General features: G+C 46.0%; 16 protein-coding genes. 6 read left to right on the top strand and 10 right to left on the bottom strand.

Translation table 11 applies throughout. The annotated features are described in order from the left end of the window. Window positions 1–155: 155 nt before the first annotated feature. Window positions 156–1,004 (bottom strand): phytanoyl-CoA dioxygenase family protein, encoded by an 849-nt coding sequence (locus tag C943_RS18460; protein ID WP_008630910.1) that lies wholly within the window; start codon window positions 1,002–1,004, stop codon window positions 156–158. 2 nt (window positions 1,005–1,006) lie between these two features. Next, on the bottom strand, window positions 1,007–3,142 hold the full coding sequence (locus C943_RS18465; protein ID WP_008630913.1) for an outer membrane protein assembly factor BamB family protein: 2,136 nt from the start codon (window positions 3,140–3,142) through the stop codon (window positions 1,007–1,009). 344 nt (window positions 3,143–3,486) lie between these two features. Here C943_RS18465 and C943_RS22125 point away from each other — a divergent pair, with 344 nt between their 5' ends. Beyond that, on the top strand, window positions 3,487–3,909 hold the full coding sequence (locus C943_RS22125) for a hypothetical protein (protein WP_169334642.1): 423 nt from the start codon (window positions 3,487–3,489) through the stop codon (window positions 3,907–3,909). A gap of 127 nt (window positions 3,910–4,036) precedes the next feature. Here C943_RS22125 and C943_RS18475 read toward each other — a convergent pair whose 3' ends face one another. Then, a complete protein-coding gene (locus tag C943_RS18475; RefSeq protein ID WP_008630918.1) occupies window positions 4,037–4,948 on the bottom strand; it encodes a universal stress protein in 912 nt (303 codons plus the stop codon). Window positions 4,949–5,071: 123 nt separating this feature from the next. Between C943_RS18475 and C943_RS18480 the strand changes: the two genes are divergently transcribed. Continuing rightward, on the top strand, window positions 5,072–5,623 hold the full coding sequence (locus C943_RS18480; RefSeq protein ID WP_008630919.1) for a 2'-5' RNA ligase family protein: 552 nt from the start codon (window positions 5,072–5,074) through the stop codon (window positions 5,621–5,623). 707 nt (window positions 5,624–6,330) lie between these two features. Here the strand turns inward: C943_RS18480 and C943_RS18490 are convergent. The 5 genes from C943_RS18490 to C943_RS18510 form a co-directional block, all read right to left on the bottom strand. Then, window positions 6,331–8,178 (bottom strand): leucine-rich repeat domain-containing protein, encoded by a 1,848-nt coding sequence (locus C943_RS18490; RefSeq protein ID WP_040481322.1) that lies wholly within the window; start codon window positions 8,176–8,178, stop codon window positions 6,331–6,333. Between the two features lie 416 nt (window positions 8,179–8,594). After that, complete coding sequence (locus C943_RS18495) at window positions 8,595–9,446, bottom strand: hypothetical protein (RefSeq protein ID WP_008630925.1); 852 nt, start codon at window positions 9,444–9,446, stop codon at window positions 8,595–8,597. A gap of 192 nt (window positions 9,447–9,638) precedes the next feature. Continuing rightward, on the bottom strand, window positions 9,639–9,890 hold the full coding sequence (locus C943_RS18500; RefSeq protein WP_008630940.1) for a hypothetical protein: 252 nt from the start codon (window positions 9,888–9,890) through the stop codon (window positions 9,639–9,641). Between the two features lies 1 nt (window position 9,891). Beyond that, window positions 9,892–10,656: a PDDEXK family nuclease gene (locus C943_RS18505; protein ID WP_157198616.1), complete on the bottom strand. Its 765-nt coding sequence runs from the start codon at window positions 10,654–10,656 to the stop codon at window positions 9,892–9,894. Window positions 10,657–11,003: 347 nt separating this feature from the next. Further along, entirely contained in the window at window positions 11,004–14,285 is a 3,282-nt protein-coding gene (locus C943_RS18510; protein WP_008630944.1) for a TonB-dependent receptor, read from the bottom strand. A gap of 357 nt (window positions 14,286–14,642) precedes the next feature. Between C943_RS18510 and C943_RS18515 the strand changes: the two genes are divergently transcribed. Then, window positions 14,643–15,338: a lysoplasmalogenase gene (locus tag C943_RS18515; RefSeq protein ID WP_008630947.1), complete on the top strand. Its 696-nt coding sequence runs from the start codon at window positions 14,643–14,645 to the stop codon at window positions 15,336–15,338. An 11-nt stretch (window positions 15,339–15,349) separates the two neighbouring features. On the opposite strand, the gene ytxJ is transcribed toward C943_RS18515, so the two are convergent. Then, a complete protein-coding gene (ytxJ, locus tag C943_RS18520; protein ID WP_008630949.1) occupies window positions 15,350–15,688 on the bottom strand; it encodes a bacillithiol system redox-active protein YtxJ in 339 nt (112 codons plus the stop codon). Window positions 15,689–15,844: 156 nt separating this feature from the next. Between ytxJ and C943_RS18525 the strand changes: the two genes are divergently transcribed. From C943_RS18525 to C943_RS18535, 3 genes are all read left to right on the top strand, one after another. Further along, window positions 15,845–17,236 (top strand): DUF4403 family protein, encoded by a 1,392-nt coding sequence (locus tag C943_RS18525; RefSeq protein WP_040481430.1) that lies wholly within the window; start codon window positions 15,845–15,847, stop codon window positions 17,234–17,236. 119 nt (window positions 17,237–17,355) lie between these two features. Continuing rightward, window positions 17,356–18,087 carry an SIMPL domain-containing protein gene (locus tag C943_RS18530; protein ID WP_008630956.1) on the top strand — a complete coding sequence of 244 codons (732 nt, stop codon included), beginning with the start codon at window positions 17,356–17,358 and terminating at the stop codon, window positions 18,085–18,087. A 192-nt stretch (window positions 18,088–18,279) separates the two neighbouring features. After that, window positions 18,280–18,750 (top strand): YehS family protein, encoded by a 471-nt coding sequence (locus tag C943_RS18535; RefSeq protein ID WP_008630958.1) that lies wholly within the window; start codon window positions 18,280–18,282, stop codon window positions 18,748–18,750. A gap of 43 nt (window positions 18,751–18,793) precedes the next feature. On the opposite strand, the gene C943_RS18540 is transcribed toward C943_RS18535, so the two are convergent. Continuing rightward, entirely contained in the window at window positions 18,794–20,395 is a 1,602-nt protein-coding gene (locus C943_RS18540) for an outer membrane protein assembly factor BamB family protein (RefSeq protein WP_008630960.1), read from the bottom strand. Window positions 20,396–20,497 lie beyond the last annotated feature (102 nt).

Raw genomic sequence — 20,497 nt, forward strand, 5'->3', positions numbered from 1 at the left:
TTTTTGTCAACCTATATCAGGCATGCACAAATAGTCAATAGTCAATAGTCAATGGTCCATAGTCCATAGCTGCACCTCTGGCCTCTTGTTTCTTGCTTCTTGCCTCTCGCCTCTCGTTTCTCGCATCTTGCTTCTTGTGTCTCATGTCTCAAATCTCATTTTTCCCATCCCGTATCCTTCAGTGCCGGATCGTTTTCTTTTTTGAGAAAGTCTGATTTGGAAAATGCTTCAGATTTCCATTCGAGGATGGCCTCATTGGGAACGACATTGACCGGCACTTTCCAGGCGGTTGATGTCTCGTTGTAGGCAATATTGCTTTGGCTGTTGTAGCAAGCGATCAGTGACCAGCGTGGATAATCCGACAGGTTGGCGGCGGAGCGATGCAGTAGATTGCTATGGAAAAATAGCGCATCGCCAGGCTGCAACTCGCAATACACAAGTTCCATGGTTTTCAGCGCGTTTTCGACCATGACCATATCCGCACCGACCTGTTCCCCTGCAAAACCATGGTTGACACGGCCAAGCTTGTGGGAACCCTTGATGACCTGAAGGCAGCCGTTTTGCTTCGTGGCTTCGGTCAACGCCACCATCACGCTCATCATTTGGTCGGGGAAGATGAACTGGTTTTTGTACCAGTAGCCGTAGTCCTGATGCCATTCCCAAGCTCCACCTACCTTGGGCTCCTTTTGCATCAGCTTGGAATGAAAATGGCAAACCGGCGAATCTACACCCAACAAGGTGTGTACCGAGTCCACCATCTTTTGGCAGCGCACGAGGTAGCCAAAGGTATCATTCCCCGGCGTAAACCACAGGGAGAGCCGCGTCTTCTTGCCTTCCCGGTCGTTGAGGTCTAGCGCATTTTTTCGCATGGCATCATCGGCGAGGGCGATGCCGTAGAGCTTGTCGATTTCTTCTTTGGAGAAAAAGCCGGGAATCCGGAGGTAGCCGTCTTGGTGGTAGACTTCGATTTGGCTGGGAGAGAGTTGAAATGTGTTGGTTTTCATGGCTATTTTGGTTTGTTGTCGGGAAGTGCAAAGGCCACATAGGAGTCCCCCGATGGAGTCCCTTTTCCTCCACCACAGGCAATCACGACAAATTGTTTCCCGTCTTTTTCATAGACAGCCGGCGTGGCATGTCCTGCGGCAGGCAATTTGGCTTCCCAAAGGACTTTGCCGGTTTCCTTATCGAAAGCCCTGATTTTTTCATCCTTGGTGGCCGCGATGAACACCAAACCACCCGCGGTGCTGACAGGTCCGCCGTAATTTTCGGTTCCGGTCGGTGGTATTCCCTTTTGTGTCAACGCTTCAAATTCCCCCAACACGGACTGCCACTTGATTTTTCCGGTATTCATGTCGATTGCACTCAGCGTGCCCCAAGGGGGTTGGATGCCGGGGTAGCCGTCCTCGGTCAGGAGACGGGAGTAGCCATTGAGGTAAAACTGTGGGTACAGGCGCTCCCGTCCTCCCGCCAGCTCGTTTTTCTCTGCATTGTCCGTTTTTTCTATGCCCAACAGGAAATCCACCAACAGCGCCCTTTCTTTTTCAGGAATATGGGCAAAGGCAGGCATGGCGCCCTTTCCGTTGTTGATGAGGCTTGCGAGCTCGGGACGGCTAAGTTTTGAAGCAATGTTTTCGAGGGAAGGGAAAGCCGGGGGATTCCCCTTGCGGTTCATTCCATGACAGTTGGCACAGTAATTCACGTAGATGTTTTGGCCCATATCCGCAAACTTTGGATTGGCCGTCACCCGCAGGATCCAAGGCATTTCGTTGGCGTTGACGAAGAGCGTTTGGGTCAAGGGGTCAAAGGAAGATCCTCCCCATTCGGCACCGCCGTCCATGCCGGGAAACAGGACCACGCCGTGCGAATCAGAGGGAGGAAGCCACATATTGCCGTAGTGGACGTTTTCCAGTTTCGCACGGATGTCTTTTTCCCACTCGGGTGTCAGTCGCAGGATTTCATTTTCGGTGTAAACCATCCGCATGTAAGGTTCCGGCAGGGTAGGATGGGGCTGCGTTGGCCAAGTTTGTTCCCCCGCCAATGTCGATTGGGGAACTTCCCTTTCTTCGATTGGCCATATCGGCTGACCAGTTACCCGGTCAAAGGCATAGACATATCCTTGCTTGGAAGTCTGGGCTACGGCATCGATCCACTTTCCGTCTTTTTTGATGCGGATCAGGTTGGGATTGGCAGGGAAATCCCGGTCCCAGACATCATGGTGAACCGCCTGAAAATGCCAAATACGCTTGCCGGTATTGGCATCCAAGGCAATCAGGCTATTGGCAAACAGGTTGGCGCCGTGACGGTACCCACCCCAAAAATCATAGGTTGCGGAGCCCGTCGGGACATAGACGATGCCACGGGCTTCGTCCAGACTCATGCCCGCCCAGTTGTTGGCGCCGCCGATATAGTCGCGGAATTCCTCTTGCCAAGTCTCGTTGCCAAACTCCCCGGGATGTGGGATGGTGTGAAAAATCCATTCCCGCTTGCCCGTCCGCACATTGTAGGCACGGATATGTCCGGGCGCCCCGTCAAGCCCCTCCGAGAGGCGCATACCGAGGATCAATTTGTCCTGATAGATGATCCCGGGCGTGTTGGATACGATCAGAAACTGCTCCATTTCAGTATCCAAATCCTTTTGTAAATCGACTTTGCCTCCATCGCCAAAGGCTGTGTCCGGCTGACCGGTTTTTGCATCCAGGGACATCAGCCAATTGCCCGCGCAGAAGAGGATACGCTCGGCCGTGCCATCCGTCCAGTAGGTGACGCCACGGTTGGTACCAGCCCAGGAGTTTTGGCCTCCGAGGAGTTGGAAGGGATTGAAGCGCCAGATTTCCGCACCCGTAGCCGCATCCAGGGCGAAGACATTGACTTGGGGTGAAGTCGCGTAGAGCATTCCATTGACGACAATGGGCTGGCATTGGATTTGGGAACGGTCCGTGGCATCGCCCGTGCGGTAAGTCCAAGCCAGCTCCAGTTGTTGGACGTTTTGGGTATTGATTTGGTCAAGGGACGAATAGCGCGCGGCGTCCTTGGTGCCTCCAAAGGTCTGCCATTGGCTGTAGTCGTGGTCAAGCTGCACTTCCGGCTCGCGGCAGGAAGCCAACAGGCCCAGACCGAGCAGGAAACAAAAATTTTTATTCATTTGGGAATAAGTTAATTGGAAACAAAAAGGTATGGAAAAATGGCTTTCGTTGCAAAGTGAAAAGGGTGGGAGGCGGGTTTGGGTTTTTTTATTGGGATCTCGATATTGGAGGTAAGCCAGTTCCCAAGCTTTGAGCCGATTAATTTCCCTAATCGGCTCATAAATCTTGAATTTTTGAGCCGAATAGATCGAAAAATCCGCTCATGTTGCGTAAAATTCAAGTCGCCGCTCGGCAAATTTGTCACCCTTGGCTTTCGGAGTCGTGTTCGGGTAATCGTAATTTGGAGTTAAAACCATTATCTTGGTCTCATGGAAAAACTAATGACGCAGACTTTATTCTTAAAATGGTTTTCCTGTTACTGTTGTTAGGTTTAACCTCCTGCACCCTCAGCAGTCATGAACCTAGGCTTGAAATGTTGGCACCCGATACGGTAAGGGTCGATCAAAAAGTCTTGGTCCGAATCTATTCACTCGAACCTGAATGGAAAGTCACCAGGGCCTATTTTGACTGCGCAAAACGTCCGAAACCTGATTTGGTCAATGTTCAAAATGAGACCATAGAAGGATGCTCGAAAACGCTTTTCGTCGAACAGGATACGATTCTGATAGAATTCACACCTACCAAGGTGGGCAAAATAAAATTCCCTGAAATCAAAGTCCTTTTAAAGAAAGATGCCAATTACTTCAATGTAATCGAGACTGGGTTTGAGTATTTTGTGCTGGGAGGTAAAGGGAATAGTGTTTCTGAGAATGAGAAACTTGATTAGGAATTCAAGAATTGTTGAGACCGAAATAAAAAAGGGAGGAGATTTGACACCTCGTCCCTTTTCTTTTGTGGCTGTAATTCCCGCGAACCTTTTTGAATTTATTAAACACCCTGCTCAAGCAGTAACCTCATATCTTAAACAAAGCCTCAAAAAAGCCCATATTTTCCCCTTTCTTCTTGAGGATAAGCATAGGGATCTCATTGTTGGCCTGTACCAATTTCTCGGCTACACTTCCCAATAGGATCGAAGCCGAGGATGTTCGGCCCTTGCTACCCATGATAATCAGGTCGGCCCCATGTTCCTTGGCCGAGTCGATGATCAACTCGCCCGCGTGCCGCTCGTCGTCGAGGATAAAATGGCATTCAAAGTCCCCGTCTAGGTTTTTCTTCACAAATTTCTTGTAATCGTTTTCCGCATGCCCTTTCATGATTTCGGCAAACTCCTCATAAGTCTTGCCGGTTTTGTAATAGCCATGCGGAACCTCGTAGATGTGGAGCCCTACGATCGTCGAACCCAAATCCTTGCAGATCCTGTCGGCAAACTCAAAGATCAACTTGGAATACTCAGAGAAGTCCAAAGGCACCAAAACCTTCTCGATCCGGTCCAAGACATTGCGCTCCGTCAGGAAAAGAACCGAGCAGGGGGCTTTTTGGGCAAGGCTCTTCGACAACGAACCGCTTCCCTTCAGCGAACTCTTCCGCCCCGCAATAATCAGGTCCACATCCTTGATTTTGGCCCAACGCAGGAAAGTAGGCAGGGGATTGCCCTCCTCCACGATCACCTCGTAGTCGAGCACATGCTTTGGATCCATTTCGCCCATAAGCAACTTGATTTCGGACTTGATCGTCTCGTCCACGGGCGCCACGAGGTCCGGGAAATGACTCCGCACCTCCTCCGGCAGTGACAAATCCTTGGAGACATGGATGATGTATAACTTCTGTAGTCCAATCAGGTCCTTGATCAATAGGAGTTTCTGGATCAGTATATTGTCCATTTGGCTCAAATCCAAGCCGATCATTACTTTTTCAAAACGCTTCATAGGGGCTTGCTAACAGTGTCTGTCTAAGTTACGTCTTTTAAAATATTGTTTGGAATCTAATTTAAGGGATTGTGGTCCAATTTTGGAAACCGTCCGCCCCCAAATGATTTATATTTGTGTTAAATGGCAAAAACGATCAGCAAATATTTCCTTGCCCTCGTCCCCGAAGGTCCCCTGCAGGAACAAGCCACCGCACTCAAACTGCAACTCAAGGAAAAATTCAATATCAAATATGCCCTGAAATCCCCCGCCCACGTTACCATCAAGATGCCCTTTCATTGGAATGAGGCTAAGGAGGGCGAGCTCGCCCAGCGCTTGGAAACATTTTTCGAAGCATTCGGCCCCATCGACTTGGAGTTCTCCGGTTTTGACAGGTTTGGCAAACGGGTGCTCTTCATTGCCCCCAAGGCCAATCCTGCGCTCAGCACCCTCCAGTCCGCCCTCTCCGGCTTCTGCCGCACCACCCTCAAACTCGAGGAGGAATTAAGCGATAAGGCCTTCCATCCCCACATGACCATCGCCTTCAAGGACACCAAGCCCCAGCGCTTCGACGACTATTGGTCCTACGTCAAGGCCCAGCCCTTCCAAGCACACTACCAGTTCAAGGATGTTGCACTCTTGAAGAAAATGGAAAATAAGTGGGAAGTGATGAGACGAATGGGCTTGGGAGGATGATATCCACATCTCCCTCTCCTCAAGGATAGGTGCTCAATCCCTCAAACTGTACATAATACCTCATTTGGTCGCGCGCGGGGAATGAAAGTCCGCCGGGCCGGCTAGGGCCTCGTGCGTTAGCCTAGGATCGGACTTTCTTATTTTTTTTTTGGTTACTTTTTTTGACAAGAAAAAAAGTAACATCGGAATTAACGGTTGATGGGCATGCCAAGGTATGGCGACACAATCCACGATTAGGATCAATCCTCCCCGGTTTTTGGTGAAAACCCAATTTCTCCAATTGACCAAATCGCCCCCAAAAACCAAAACATCGCCAATTCCTGTTTCCCCGGGTTTCGGTGCTCAAGGCAAGCCGTAGGTAGAAGTAGAGGACAAACACCTTACCCCGGGGCTATTAATGTTCCACCCGCGTTGGGGTGGTTTCTCCCCGTTTTCATGACTCTCCGAACCCAGGATTGTGATGTAATGTCCGGTCTGTGATGACACAAGCCTTTGGGGAGAAACTTACCAACAAAAAGTCCGAACATTGCAGCTAGGAACTGACACTTCAAAGCCAAAAGCTTAGACATTGCCTTTGGAGTCCGATGACCACCTGAACTTAGGTGGTATTTTTGACCAATTTTTTCCAGCATTTCTTGAATCCGCGTCAGCGGAGCCTTTGGTCCAGCCACGTCGGTTTTGGGCAGACATAATCATTTTGCGTTTACCTAATCATCGCCCGGCATCCAAGTAACGATATTTGTATAGGGCAAGCTTGTTTTCAAAATATTTAGCTCCTCCTCAGAATAGGCGTTTCCGTGAATGGCAAGTTTATAAAGCGTATTGGCCAAATTGGCAAAACTCCTTGGGAAAGTACTGATATCATTTCGGGCGAAATTCAGCTCACGAATGTTTTTTAGTTTCCCTACACTTTCCGGAATGGACGTAATTTCATTTCCAGCTACGTTGAACTCCCTTAGATTCTCTAGATTCCCAAAATTTGTCGGGATTTCTTTGAGCTGTACATAGATAGCACCAAACGAGACAAGATTTTCAAGCTTGTCAAAATCGTTAGGCAAGTAGTTTAAGTTTCCTTTGAATGAAAGGTATTGCAGATTAACAAGTTGGGTAAATGATTTAGGCAAACTCGGCACATCAACCGAAAGGTGGAGTTTCGTTAGGTTTACAAGATTACCGATGCTTTCGGGAATAGAATTGAAACCTGATCCATTGTTTGCGATGAAAAAATCCAACTTTCTAAGGTTCCCAAAACTCTCCGGAAGTTTTTTGTAATTGCCGTAAAGCCAAAGCGTATCAAGTTCGGTCAATCTGCCGAAATCCGCTGGGAGAATCGCTTCGTCGCCGGTCACCGTAAAAAAACAAAACCTTAATTTTGCCAAATTCGAAAAGGAGTTTGGAATGCTTTGGTAAAGCACAGGACCCCTAAATACTTCTAAATTTTTTAGGTTTCCGATTTGCTCGGGAAGCTTTTCTATTCCATTAAGTTCCAAGTTCAAGTAACGGAGATTTACAAGCTCGCTGAAGGATTCAGGCAAAGTGCTTATTCCAATACCTGCGATGTTAATATACTTTAGTTTTTTTAGCTCCCCGATTCGCGTAGGTATCGATTTCAGTTGAAGATTATTGTTTAAAATCAAAGTGTCAAGTTCCTTCAAATCTCCTAGGTTTTCCGGGATACTTGGGAAATAATTACTTGAAATATCTAAGTATTTTAGTTTGTGATAATTTGATGTAATCACCTCGGGGAAAGCATGAAATCCATCTCCAGACAACTCTAACTTTGTCAAATGTACAAGAGATTTCAGTGAAGGGAAGTTTTCTAAATCGCCAAACATCCAGGCTTTGGGATCTCCATTAAGATTTATTTCGGTTACATCTCCATTGCTATTGCGTTTATAATAGCCTTCCCTATTCAATATTGACAAATCTTCTAGTGCTTCATCTTGATGGTAAAGACCAGTTCTAAATTGGTAAGTAGCAGATGCGGATTTACTACCATACCATGTGGTCCAAGTAATCTTGTAATCTACATTTTCAAAACCGATTAATTTGATGCTCGATGAATTTACAGCCGGATCGGAATTTCCCAAAAGATGATGATATTTCCCTTCTACTGTCCAGCTGCCTCGTCCATATGATTTCCCATAGAGTATGACCCGTGTGCTGAAGTAGTCCTCAACACCGATTGAAATTTCTGTGTTTAGCGGAGAAAAACTAACCGTTACTGTGTCGATTGTCGACTTTGATCCTTTCCTTACCTCCCAAAGTAGCTTGTATTTTTCTCCCGGAAGACCATTAAAGACAGTTTTTGGATCAGATTTGTCCGTGAATGATACTTTTTCATCAATCATTCCAGAGTGAATCTTCCATACCCCTTTTTCATCTTCCTTTAAGTCATCTGCATTCAACTGTACACTGAATTCATCCACATCTAAAAAATCTTTTCCACCGTTAGTGACGGGAAGGTCGGGCTCGGGCGGCATGATATCTTGATTATCCTGGCACCCAAAAGAAATAAGTGCAATAAACATTAAAACTGTATAGGTCTTTTTCATTTTTTATCAATAAAGTGTTGAAATCGACTAATCGATAGGTTTCTGGCGACTTGCATTGAATCACCAAAATTTATATTCTTAGTGAAAAATAATCAAATAGTCGAATGATTCTCAAAATCCAAAGAAATTAATTTTGACAATGGGTTTTTCTCAAAGATGACGTGGATTCAGTTACGGTTGGATTTGCTTTCAAGGACAAGCGAAATCTAAATGCAATTTGATCCAAACCGATCTGCTTCGGAGAAGTTGTTGTATTTGGCACGCAACGTCAATACCGACTTTTCCTTCACCGGTCAAATACCATTTTTGGTTCGCTATTTAGATAACAGGATATTTTGCACCTATCTTGAATCTATTTTGTCTATATCTGCAAGCAGCAAAGGGGTTGGCCTTGAATTTTGCGAGAAAATTCAACCTTACAGCGACATTTTTAACTCGTCTATTGCCAGTACGAAGTTGGCAATGGATTCTGATAAAAGACTTACTTCATTTGGATCAGCTTCCTCTAAAGTCCTTGTATTTAATGATCTGTCGAGCGTCCCCCATATCGTATTGTAATGCCTTCTCTTTCCGTCAATCAACTCAAGTTCCAAGCCCTTGATTCTTGGTAGAAGACGGGAATCATATTGCAAAGCATCAAACTCTCTTTGGGTGAGAATTCCGGAGATGCGCAATCGATTTATCTTTGAATTCCAAATAAATGCGGTGTAATTATTTCGGGTGGTATTGATTGAAAGTTCCCCAGCTTTTTGATTCAACTTTACAGGGCGCCCGATTGAAGCTGTCAACGTTTCATACAGCAAATCACGCCAATCCACACCAAGCTGCTCTTGGTTCGGAGATTGGAAGAAAGTATTGACGTCAATCTCTAGATACCTTTTGCAAAACGAAATCAATTCCTGGTATTCCTGATCTGTTTCGGTCTGGTAGGCAAGTTCCAAAGAGTTTACTTCCGAACTCCACAAGAGGTTCATCGACGATACAATCCCGTATTTTTCATTGAGGTAGAGCTTGCAATGTAGATTTTTCCTTGGTTCATAGGAAATCCCAAGTTTGTCCAATTCGTCAAATGAATTGGCATTTCCAGCATCTTCACGAACAACGAACACGAGGGGGATATTTCGGTTGCCTAAGTTTTCCAGCTTCTTCAGAAGCTTGTGCCATTTCAGGATTTTTACATAGGGTGATACAAGCAACGCAAATTCATCACTCTCATCAAGAAGGGTCATCACCTTACTCGATATCTCGCTGGGATTTATAAACTTCATTCCTAATTATTAGATATCAACTTCGCCGCCACGCTCCAAATACCACCTAATCCTCTTGTTGCTCCATTTTCCGACGGATTCAAAAATACCAGATTTTAGGTAATCCGCTATATCTTTAGGATCTAGAAATGGGCCATTATCGCTATCGTCTTCATAGCCAAGGCCTTTTTTTGTTTGCAGCCACAATGCAAATTATTCATACTGGTTAAGTTTTTCCAGATAGGGTTGAAGAAAAAGTTCCACAGTTTCCTCATAAGAGTCCCAATAAAAAGAATATTCCCCTTGGATTTGAACACAGATTTCCTCCCATACATTGATCAATCCTGAATCTTGTCCAGAAAGTGTAACCTTACAACGCTGCAAATCCCTGATACATTTGCGTACGATCTCATTCTTGATCTTTTCAGCAAAGTAGGTGACAATCTGGCTTTCATATTTTAGCATACTACTTCAGTTCAATCTTCCAGCCCAGTTTATTGGCCTGTTTGATAAATTCATTGATATTTTTCGGATTCCATTGTGTGCTAGTCGAGATGCTCTGATCCTGCAGTTTGATAATCTCGTCTTCTTTGATGTAATGTCTTTTATGACGCCATCTTTGAAAGATTTCTTCTGCTGATGCAGTTAGGTCAAACACCCCCAAGCTACTTCCTTGAATGCTATCCGGAAAATCCCGCTTCAGTTCTGAAAATGTAATATCAGGCTTGCGTTCGACATGGGCAGAAATGACTGCATGAACTAGTTTTCCTTTGTTGAACTCTTTCCCTTGAAAGATGAATTTTGAGTAGTCCTTTTGAGTATAAAAGAATTTAAAAAAGGTATCGGAAATGACGAAAATTTCGCTCTTTTCACTTCGAAACCGCCTAATCGTCATTCCTGCGATTGGAATTCCTTCGAACTGATACCTGCTGGATAACTTGGCTTGCAAACTTGGACTGATAGAAGAACCCACTAAAAGTCCCACCCATTTGGGTTCACTTCCCTCACTCCAATAATCGCCAATTAATAATATTTGGTGTCTGACTCTTAGATAGTCTTCCAATTGGGCTAAACTCGTTTCATTGATTTCCTCAAGTTTGATTTCCACTATTCCCAGATACTCACCACCGTACTTAGCCAAAATATCGATTCTCCCATCTCCTGCCGAACGCCCCCTCCCGCTGCGGTGTTCTCCCTCTTCTAGTGGAGAGGGTCGGGGTGAGGTGCTCAATCCCCAATCCCTAATTCTCCAACCTCCTAACATCCAAACATCCTAACTTCCAGATCTGAAATAAAAAATCGCCTCTCCGAGGCTCGTGATCAAAAGGGGATCCCCTTTGCTACAATAAAAACGCCACGCTGTGGCTTAGTATGTCGAAATCTGAACCACAGTCTCTTCCAGAGGTGCAATCTCCCTCTCCTCGAGGAGAGGGCCGGGGAGAGGTGCCAAATCCCTTTTCCCCAACCTGCCAACCTTCCAAAATTCCTCTTCGAAGTCATTTTGGTGACCGTTAAGCCTAACTAAAACAAAAAGCCCCCGATTGCTCAGGGGCTTTTTCGTGGCTTATAAGTGAATAATTAGAAGTTGAACCTCAGACCATACTGTAATCTCCATACGTCACCGGCATTGGCGGTAGGCACGAAGGTTTCAGACATCAAGTTGGTACCGAAGTTTCTCATTCTGAATACAGGCTGGTTGTTGGCATCCACACCTGCAGGAATCAAAGGCTGCGTGCTTAAGAAAGCCTTGCCCACACCCCAATTGTTGTTCAATAAGTTGCCAACGTTGAGGATATCTATCCTGAATTCCAAGGTCTGCTTTTTGCTGGTTGTGAACAATTGCTGGGCGAAAGAGAAGTCGGCCCTGTAAACCATTGGCATAAATACCGCACCACGCTCAGCGATGGAACCCCTGTTGGCGTTCAGGTATTTGTCTTGCTTGATATAAGCATCCCAAGCAGCTCTTTGGTCTGCGACTGTGAAAGTTCTTCCAGAAGAAGTAAACTCTTGGAAGTTCATTTCATTGGTATTGGCATGGATGTAGATCAAGTCGTTGGAGAAACCACCGTCACCGTTGAAATCACCACCATATACGTAGCTACCGTTACCGATAGTCCTGCCTTCCCAGAACAAGGAGAAGGTAGTTGGACCGAAGTCAAAGATATCGGCAGTGTAGTTCAAAGCAGTAGCGATCCTGTGGCCCATGGCATTGGCAGAGAAGCCAAGTCTGGGATTGTTTGGATCACCTTGGTGTTGGTTGTTGTTCCAAGAACCGAAAGCGATAGATCCTGGGTCCACGGTATTCTTGGCTTCACCGTAGCTATAGAAAATTTTACCGTAGAAGCCATTCGCGAATGGTTTTTCCAAGGAAATGGAAGCCACCCATGAGTTGCCAACAGCTTGGTTGGAAAGGGTTACCGCGTTGTCGATCTTGTTGTTGATCCTGTTGGTGAATGGGTCACGGTTTGGATCGGTAGAAGGCCTTGAATCAGGAATCCATCTTGGTCTAGGGTCTGGACCTGAGAATGCGGCATTTGGATTGTCCAAGTTGGCATTATAGTAAGCGACACCGTTTACGTCCTTGTTGTAGATGAACTCAGCCGTAGCGATGATGCCCAATGGCAACCTGTGGTCGATGGCGATATTGGATCTCCAGATTTGTGGGAACTTGAAGCTGGTCTCAGTCAAAGCCAATTCATAGTTGGCAGCAGGAGCACCGCTGACTGAAGTAGGCTTGTAGGTCTCTGGATTTGGGTTGAATGGTCTGTTGGTCACGTTGTTCAACCTGTCGAAACCTGTAAGGATACCGTTGTTACCGATTTGGTTGGAGATCCACACGTAAGCAGGACGGCCGGTGAAGATACCGGTACCACCCCTGACTTGTGTAGTGCGTGCACCTTTGCTGAGGTCGTAGTTGAAACCAACTCTAGGTGACCAAAGGATGTTCGGATCAGGCAATTTGTCAGTTCTGAATTGAACAGTCTCTCCCGCAGGATTCCTGAAGTTAAAGCCTTCCACTTCTGTGTTTCTGAAACCAGTCTCACCGAAGAATGGCACGTCAATCCTCAAACCAACGGTGACATTGAGGTCCTTGTTGACTTGGATCTCATCCTGCCCATAGAGACCAGCATACAATACTTTCAAAGGCTGGATTGGCTTCTCTTGGCCTGGGATGTTGTTATAGCGAACTTCAAATCTCCTCACAGTGGAAGGTCCTGCTTGGCCAGCCAAAAATGCATTAGCGTCCGCATAGAAATCCTCGAGGGAGTTGTAGGTGTATACCGACTGGGAACCTGGGAAGAACACGTTTTCAGATTGATATCTTTCCACGCTTAGACCACCGGTGATGGTATGGATGCCTTTGAAGATCTGTACGTTGTTCTGCAATTGGAAAGTCTTGTACCTCAATTCGTTGTTTGGCGTAAATGGCTCAAAACCGAATGTGGTATAAGTAGCACCGTCTTTCAGGATATCCACCATCGGGAAGAAGTCACCCCTTGAACCACGGCTTTCATCCTGATAGGTGTAACCTACGATCAGGTTGTTTGTCATGTTGGTGTTGATCCGAGTGTTCAATTCACCCACGATAGAGCGGATATTTTCGAAGATGATGTAGTTGGAGTTTTGGAAGTTCAAGGCATTCAGGTTGCCATTTCTACCACCAAAACCCAAAGAAGAAGAACCGGAAGCCAATACATCGGTAGAAGAATCAAGGTGGTTGTAACGTACGCTCAGCTTGTTCTTGTCATTGATGTTGTAGTCAATCTTGGCAAGGATCTTGGTAGCTACCGTAGAGTGGTCGTAGTCCTGGTAAGGACCGGTCTCGTAGCCAAAGTTATTCCTCAAATAGTTCCTCAAGTTGTTGAGATCGGAAGCAAGCACCCGGGTCACGTTACCCGCAATGGCCTCAGAACCTGTGTTGGCCCTAAAGGTTGTTCCTGGCCTTGTTTCCTTGTCATCTTCAAATGAAGCGAAGAAGAACAATTTGTTTTTGATGATGGGACCACCTACACGGAAACCTACTTGTCTGTATTTGAAGTCGCCTGGGTTGAAGGTGTTGTCACCTGCTTGGGTACCTACATTGTCAGAACCCCTCCAGAAATAGTAGGCAGAACCTGTGAAGGAGTTGGTACCGGAACGGGTTACGGTGTTTACACCAGCACCGGTGAAGTTACCTTGTCTTACGTCATAAGGAGCAATGTTCACGGAAATCTGGTCGATCGCATCCAAGGAGATTGGAGATACACCAGTCCGGTCGCCAGGCTGACCACCGAGACCGAAGGAGTTGTTGAAATAAGAACCATCCACGGTGATGTTGTTCAACCTGTTGTCCTGACCGGCAAAGGAAGAACCTGATGCCTGCGGAGTCAAACGGGTGAAATCGCCAATCCTACGTGAAATGGTAGGAAGCTTGTTGATAGTTTGGTTGTCGATGGCGGTAGTGGCACCGGTACGGTCTGAAGAAAACACAGAGTTCTTCTCACCTGTGATGACGACTTCGGCCAGTTCCTCACCTGTGTCCCGCATCGTCACATTGACGTTGGCAGCGATACCCAAGCTCAAGAAGATGCCTTCCACGGTTTGTGATTCGTAGCCGATAAAAGATACAGTCACGTTGTAAGGACCACCTACCCTCATGCCGGGGATAGTGTATCGACCTTCAATGTTGGTCACCGCGCCATACCGCGTACCGGATGGCATGTGGGTAGCCACTACGTTTGCGCCGGGAAGCGTCTCCCCTTTGCTGTCTACCACCCTACCAGTCATACTGGAAGTGGAAACCCCCTGTGCAAATGCTAAACTGGTCGCGAAAACCAGCAAAGCCACTGCCAGAACACTCTTTAGTAATGATTGCCTCATAATTTTGATTTTTGTGGAAAATATTGATTAAAAGCTTAGGAATCGGTTAAGTTTTCCAGTACAAATGTAGAACTCAACCCTAAGTTTTTTTTGTAGGAATTGTTAAGTTTTAACATTTGTTCACAATATTACTTAACATTAACTTAACATTGGAATCAGAAGGAAATTTTTTCTAAGGCTAATTTTTGTATTTTAAACAGTCTGTATTGCTTTTTCTCCAATAAATTTAGAATTAAGTTTGTTCAGCGGTACTCATGTTAAGGAATCTTTAATTCAATGTTAAGCGTTGCGTTTCTCTGGATTTTCGAAATAATAGACCGTATATTGTTCCAGCTTGACAATAATCTCTTACAGATCATGAAAAAAAAGAACATACTTTGGCTCTATTTGTTTATGGTTTTTGCCATTGTGGATGTGTTTTTGACAGCAAATGGCCAACAGGAATACCGTATTTTTTCAAAACCTGGTATAATTCTTTTTTTATGGGTCTACTTTTTGGCAATCAGTAAAAATATGGAGGGAACGCTGCTGCGAAAAAGTATATCGGCAGCTTTGATATTTTCTTGGTTGGGGGATGTGCTGCTTATTTTCCCGGACCTGTTCTTGTACGGGTTGGGTGCATTCCTGATGGCCCATGTCTGCTACATCATCGGGTTTAAGCTTGCCCAGACCAATCCCTTTTCCATCGGTCAGGTCAACTTCATCAAGTTGTTTTTCCAGAACCTCCCCATCTACCTTTTGGCGGCAATGTTCTATTTCTTTATCAATGCAGGACTTGGCAATCTAAAAATCCCCGTTGTCATCTACCTTGTCGTGATTGTCCTTATGGCGACCACGGCGCGTGAACGGTATGGAAAGACGGGTTCCTTGAGTTTTTGGCAGGTGATGTTGGGAGCGGTACTATTTATGCTTTCGGATGGCATTTTGGCGATGAATAAATTCTACAAGCCATTTCCCGAGTCAGGCGTTTTGGTGATGGGTACTTACATCCTTGCCCAATTCCTCATTGTCCGGGGAATATTGGCACATATCACCAGTATTGGACAGAAGTAAACCATCGGCGATTAGCCGATGCGGGACATGATGTCTTGATAGCTGATGCCCATGTGGCTGTTGTCGTAGACGGCCTTGCCGTCCTTGATGAGGATGATTTGTGGGGATTCGTGGTACACGTCGAATTGTGCGGCAATCTGATTGGAGATATTCCGGTAGCTGAGCAAATCCAAAAAGTAAGGCTGAATCTTTTCAAAATCCTCGGTTTTCCAATTCCTTTTGAGCCGGTCCCACGCCATGCCGCTGATCGCACAACGGGTGGAATGCTTAAAGATCAATACGGGGCGTGATTTGCTTGTCGTTTTGATTTCTTCGATTTGGGAAGCGTCCTTTAATTGAATCCAGTCCATGGGGAAATCATCTGAATGGTTTGGGTGAAAGAATCCGTCGGGAAATTAATTCATTTGGCATTAAAATGGTTCCCCTATTTTTGCGTTTTCCCGTTCAAACCAACAAGTCCCCGATTTGTCGCTCTGGACCTCAGGGACAATTCGACCTACCGCCCTATGCCAAAGCATAACATCCGAATAGTTCTTTTTGCAATAATCCTATTGGCTTCCTGCAAAAGTATCAAGCCCGATAACCCTCCGACCCCGACGCTACCCGGACCTCCGTTTGCCACATCGAGCATCAATATTCCGATCGAAATCCCCCTAACCCAGATCGAGGGCCGACTCAATGCCGTCCCGGTCAGTAAACTGTTTCAGGACCAAGGTCTTTCCTTGGGCTCGGGATTGACGGCCGATGTCGATGTGGACCGTAATGGCCCCATCAAGCTCCAAGGCTTGGACAATAGCAATCTGCAGGTCAGGATGCCCATGAAAGTAAGGGGGAGCTTGAAGATTGAGAAAAAGGTATTTGGACAGGTACTCTCCACGAGTATTCCCTTTGATGAAAGTATCAGTCCGCAGTTTCGCTTCCAGCCAGCGATCGGTGAAAATTGGGACATCCAAATCAAGGACCTCCAGATCGACAATTGGGGACGGTCCTTGCGCTACAACCTGCTGGGTTTTGAAATCGACCTCGAGCCCTTGATCGAACGGCAAGTCCAACGTGTGTTGGACAATCAAATGTTGGCCTCCAACCTAATCCAATTGGATTTCAGGCATACTGCCCAAGAAACTTGGGACATGTTTGCAGGGAGCCATAGCATGGAATTGGATGGATTTCACGCGTATCTCAGTACCCAACCCGAGTCCATTCATGTAAGCCAAGAATTCGGTGCCGACCAGGTGCTGAGGCTATACGTCGGTTTGGAGGGAGCGATAGACGCCGGCATTGGGAATGCTCCCAAGGTCGTAAAAAAGCCATTGCCTGCCATTTCTCCAAATGATCGGAAAGACAATGGACTGGACGTGAAGATACCTGTGGTAATTCCATTTCCTGAGTTGGACAGCTACTTGAACAGACAGTTTTCTGGTCAAACACTGCGTCTAGACAGCAAAACCACCTTGGTCCCAAGCAATCTCCACACTAGCCAATATGGAGACAAGACGCTGCTGTCCATGGATTTCAAAGCGGTCAGAAAGGATAAGAAGGAAATCAGCGGGAAAATGTACTTCGCAGGAATAGCTGATTATGACTCTGATGCAAAGACAATCCAACTGACGAAGCCGCAGTTCGACGTGAAGTCCGACGACTTTTTTTCCAACCTTGCGATGAGATTGAAAAGGGCCAAAATCCAACGGCAAATCGAAAAAGTCGCCAGTTTTCCGATTGGTGGGATTTTGGCTGATGCGCCCAATACCCTGCAGCAGATGCTCCGTTTGGACTTGGGATTTGGCACCATGAAGGTGGAGGAAAGTGCCTTGGACGTGATCGGAATTTTCCAGACTGAGAATGACATTAGGCTGTACCTTCAGGGAAGTGGCAAGGTCCAAGTCGATATCAACAAATAAGTTCGATCAAACACAATTTGGTACAACTATTCGTTTTCTTCCAAACAGGAAATTGATTATATTCAATCCTTGTCCGCCACATACATTTCATGAAAAAGACCCCATCGCCAGACACTCCTATGAAAAGAAACTTTGCCGCCGCCTTGTTTGCGCTTGCGATCATCATCGCCGCCGCCATTTTGGGAAATGCGGTCATCAACCGCAACAAGAAGTCCGGCGCGATTGAAGTGACGGGCTTGGGTCAAAAGAATTTCACTTCAGACCTTGTCGTTTGGGAGGGCAATTTCAGCCGGGAAAATATGGATATCAAAACTGCCTATTCCGAGTTGGACAAAGACCGGCAGGCGGTTACCGCCTACCTGATTGGCAAGGGCATCCCAAAAGAGAAGATCATCTTCCAAGCCATCAATACCAATCCCCAATACCGCCAAAACTACAGCGCCAACGGTAATTATATCGGGCAGACGTTTCTCGGCTACCAACTCAACCAGTCCCTGCAGATCGAATCCAATGAAGTCGACAAAGTGGAAAAGATTTCACGTGAGATTACCGAGTTGCTGCTCCAAGGAGTGAGGTTCTATTCGCAGCCGCCACGGTACTACTATACCCAACTCGAAAGTCTCAAGATTGAAATGATCTCCAAAGCTACCGAAGACGCACGTGTCCGTGCAGAGAAGATCGCGGAGAACTCCGGTTCGGATCTTGGCAGGTTGATTTCAGCCAATATGGGGATTTTCCAGATTACGGGACAAAATTCCACAGAGGACTATTCTTGGGGTGGCACCTTCAATACTTCTTCGAAGGAAAAAACCGCATCCATCACTATGCGCCTCAGCTACGGGGTAAAATAGTCCCCAAGTTTGACCCTAGCCTCCATTCCTCTTGAAGCCAAGCAGCTATGATCCTGACTCCATAATGACGGAATTTATGTAAAATGCCTCACCTCACTGCCGGAATTCACGTAAATTCCGTCGTCTCTCTGACGGAATTTTCATTTCTGGTGATTAATCTGTTGGTTTTCAAGCACATATTTTCCAGTATTCATGAACAACAACGACACCCTCCGCATCCTGCGCTATACCTTTGATTTCAATGATTTTGAGATGATCGACCTTTTTGCACAGGGTGGACGTCAAACCAACCGGGAGGAAGTCAGCAATTGGTTGAAAAAAGACGAGGACCCGGCTTTCAAGCCGATCTACGACAAGGATTTGGCGGCTTTTCTCAACGGATTCATCATCTTGAAGCGTGGGAAAAAAGAAGGCGAGCAGCCCCTGCCCGAGAAAAGCCTCAACAACAACCAAGTCTTCCGGAAGCTGAAGATTGCCCTTGAACTCAAGGATGAGGATATTTTGGAAATACTCGGGTTAATTGGGTTCCGATTTAGCAAACACGAACTCAGTGCAATCTTCCGCAATCCGAGCCAAAGCCAATACCGCCCCTGCAAGGACCAAGTCCTGCGTTATTTCCTCCGTGGTCTGCAGATGAAATTTAGGGGAACTGATTTGGCATAACACAACTCAGCTTTCGACAGTCACTCGGTAGAAATTAACTGGTTCAGTTATCGCCAGCAATAGCCATGAGTTTACCTGTCAGGCTTTGGATGTTGATTTTTTGAAGCTTGTACTTGTGCACGATAAATAAATTGTGCTCGACAAGAAATGGGGTGGCTTCCTTTCTTTCGAATGTCAGCACCTCTGCACCATCCTCTTGGACAACAGAGATGCTTTCCTTATTCATCAATACCGTCAAATCTTTGTAGACTCCAACTATTTGCCAAAAATCCTCGGAATTGAATTTGCCTATCATGTTCAGGTCATGATTTATCCTTAGCACTTCTTTTTCACTCGTCCTCAGAAAAAAGGCTTCAGGATATTCTTCCTGCAGCAGTTTGAAACGATTGCCCTGCTTGTAAAAAAGAGGTTCACGTATATAGGTTGTCCAGAAATTCTCCTTGCCGGTTCCCAGAGGATAAACCTTTACGATTTCCCCGGTTTGTTTTGCGACTCGAATCAACTGAGACTTTCCAACGACTTCTATATAATTATCACCCACCGAAAGATCTGAAACAAATCCCTCAAGCGGAAGCATGCTAAGGTATCCTTGACTCCCATTCTCAGAATCGTATACAACGATATAGGGACTGCCGCATTTGATTGGAAGTACTCCACCGAGATTGGCTTTTCCCAGGTTCACTTGGTACACCAGGCCATCTTCCAGAAAGATTGTACCAGAGCTAGCCATATTTTCAACCAAGGGCTTTGACCAAATCACCTTTCCGTTCGAGGCATTTACACAGGATATCTTTTCCCTTGAAGCCAGGTAGATCTTATCATCTGCATAAATCGGGTTTGAAACGATACCTGTCAGCACATCTTGGCTAATCCCGTAGTAGTAATACCCCGTCAGAAGTCCCAAACCGATGCCCAAGCCCGTGGCTGCAAGTGAGCCTTTGTTGATTTCTGAAGTGCCTGTCTGTGTATAATAGGCCCAGCCCGAACCATCTTTGATATTTACGGCCTGAAGCCCGTTGGCCACGACACATACCATCGAGTCGTTCAAATCAAAGACATCGTTCCACCCATATTCTCTTGGCATGACCCGCTGCCAAAGCTCCTTTCCATTATCCAAATCTATTCCCTTCAAAACGTCTGATTTTCTGGTTCCGGGGCGCAAAAATGGATATCCGATTGCGATGTTGGACTCTTTTTGAACGTAATACATATCGGTCGTTGCTTCCCATTTGATGTTGCCAGTTTGAAGATCCCTGCTCAGGCTTTTTTTCAAGGTCGATTCTATCAACAGAGCAGGTACCTGTTCGAATTTACTATTCAAAAAGTCAGTGGCACGGGACCATTTGATCAAATGATTCTGATAGTCATAGACGAGGAAGAATCCAGAGTTGAGAAACTTGGTGCCCTTGATATTGGTGTCCCTTATTTCGAGAGAAATCGCCTTATTGTCTTCATCGGGATAGAATGAGACTATTCTCTTGTCAAATAATACCTCTTGTCCAACAATACTGTCGACAGCGTGAATGGGCTTTGCCAAGGGCACATGCTTGACTTTGTAGTAAAAATCATGCGTCTGGGCGACACTGATGACATTGATTGAAAGAGAGCATAGTGCTGAAAGGAAGAAATTTTTCATTCTAGTCATGAGGGGTGATTGAGAATCTATTGTGTATTGATTTAGGTCTAAAAGTAAACAAGCGATCATCTAATTTCCTAGTGGTCCGCACAAAAAAACTAAAAAAAAAGC

Origin of the sequence: Mariniradius saccharolyticus AK6, assembly GCF_000330725.2 — a bacterium.
Taxonomy (GTDB): Bacteria; Bacteroidota; Bacteroidia; order Cytophagales; family Cyclobacteriaceae; genus Mariniradius; species Mariniradius saccharolyticus.